General features: G+C 33.7%; 2 protein-coding genes. Both read left to right on the top strand.

From position 1 onward, the window contains the following. Positions 1-131: 131 nt before the first annotated feature. Positions 132-923 (top strand): hypothetical protein, encoded by a 792-nt coding sequence (locus tag B5X70_RS17615; protein WP_079559215.1) that lies wholly within the window; start codon positions 132-134, stop codon positions 921-923. A gap of 66 nt (positions 924-989) precedes the next feature. Continuing rightward, positions 990-1,637: a class I SAM-dependent methyltransferase gene (locus tag B5X70_RS17610; RefSeq protein WP_079559214.1), complete on the top strand. Its 648-nt coding sequence runs from the start codon at positions 990-992 to the stop codon at positions 1,635-1,637. Positions 1,638-1,812: the final 175 nt, after the last annotated feature.

Here is a 1,812-nt window from a genome sequence, read left to right as displayed (position 1 = left end):
CCCCCTACCCCGCGCTAACTTTTGCAACGGCGGACAAGGACGCAGCCCGCAAAAAAGCCACTGGTCATACACAGGTACGTTGTGCCCCATAGGACAAAACCAATAACTAACTGGACTTTAAAGAAATATTTATGAGAAATGGTTTAATATTATTGATATTTGGACTACTATCCAGTAATTGCACATACCAAGACAGAGCTTCGATTAAAACGGACTCAATTGCGTTTCATAATCTGGAAAACGTAAATGACTATTTGGAATTTTCTTCCTTTCTTTTAAAACACCCAGAATCAGTCCATTTTGAAGAGGTAGTTAGGTTATATTTTGAAAAGAAAAGAACATTATTTGATAGCCTTGGGTGGCCGGTTATTGATTGCTTTGGAAATTGTGCTAATATTAAGATTAGACCAAATCAAAATATCCTTTTTGAATATGAAAAAACACAACTAAACGACCTTAGTGATTCATTGTTAGCGTTTTTCATAAATGAAACCAACTCTGAATTGAGGTCAATACAAATAGAAACCATAGATTTTAATGGTGCATCTCGCAGAGTATCGAAAGGATATGTAGAATTAACATACATAAAAGATTCATGTGAAATTCTTCAGAATGTAATTGAAGAGATTAGTAAATCAGTTACTTCTTATAAAAATCAATTGTCAATAAATTGGTATAGCAAGGAATTGAATAGTATAAGCAAGACTAAATTTGAACATCTAGATTCTTTAGTAAATATTCGATTATTGATAATTGAACTTGAAGAAGAATATTTTTCTCCACCACCACCACCACCGCCACCTATGTTTAGTGAGATTATTGATAATATGAAGATTAAACAACTAATAAACACGGCAACACGTATAACGCATTGTAGATTTAGTAGTTACGTGAGCCTTTCTGCCCTGCATCAGATTTTGTAAAGGCAGACACACTTTGTGCCCCATTGGAATTGACGAACTGCAAATCATTAAACCATAGTATAACTTATGACAACTGAAGTAAGGCAAAACGATACTATTGAGACGTTTAACAAGACATCCAAGCGATATCAAGAAAAATTCATGACAATGGATTTGTATAATGATACTTTTGACAAATACTGCAACCTGATTGAGAAAAGTAATGCCGAGATATTTGAGATTGGAACAGGCCCCGGAAATATAACGAGATATTTAAATACAAAAAGACCTGATTTTAAAATATTCGGAATTGATTTAGCACCAAATATGATAGAATTAGCCAAGATTAATAATCCCAGTGCAGATTTTAAAATAATGGATTGCAAGGAAATTGGAACAATTGAAAGAAAGTTTGATGGGGTAATGTGTGGATTTTGTGCACCTTTTTTATCCAAAGTGGAATTAAAATCATTAATAAATGACACTTCAGGACTTTTGGTTCAATCTGGAATGCTTTACCTGAGTACCATGGAAGATGATTATAATAAATCTGGATTTGAGACTACAAGCTTTAGCGGAAATGATAGAGTCTATATTTACTATCACCAATCAGATTATTTAGTTGAGTGTTTAAATGAGTCAGGATTTGAAATAGTTGATATTGAAAGGAAAGATTATCCAGAATCAGATGGAACATTTTTAACAGACATGATAGTTATTGCTAAGAAGAAATAAAAACCAACGAGGGCACAACATCATATATAAAATATTGGGGTTTAGATGTTTACTTGAACCTTTCTGCCCCGCACCAACTATTATAACGGCAGACAAAGACGCACACCGCAGCCCCAACATTTCATATATGTGACCGTTGTATGTAATTCGACAGAAAAGAAAGAACCTATTTAAC

The sequence above is a fragment of the Alkalitalea saponilacus genome (genome assembly GCF_900168165.1).
Lineage (GTDB): Bacteria > Bacteroidota > Bacteroidia > Bacteroidales > Marinilabiliaceae > Natronoflexus > Natronoflexus saponilacus.
Note: the sequence above shows the minus strand (reverse complement) of the source record. Positions and strands in the feature narration are given on the sequence as shown.

Excerpts from the sequence above, each read along its gene's own strand:
- B5X70_RS17615 (WP_079559215.1), top strand. The coding sequence starts at position 132 with ATGAGAAATGGTTTAATATTATTGATATTTGGACTACTATCCAGTAAT.
- B5X70_RS17610 (WP_079559214.1), top strand. The coding sequence starts at position 990 with ATGACAACTGAAGTAAGGCAAAACGATACTATTGAGACGTTTAACAAG.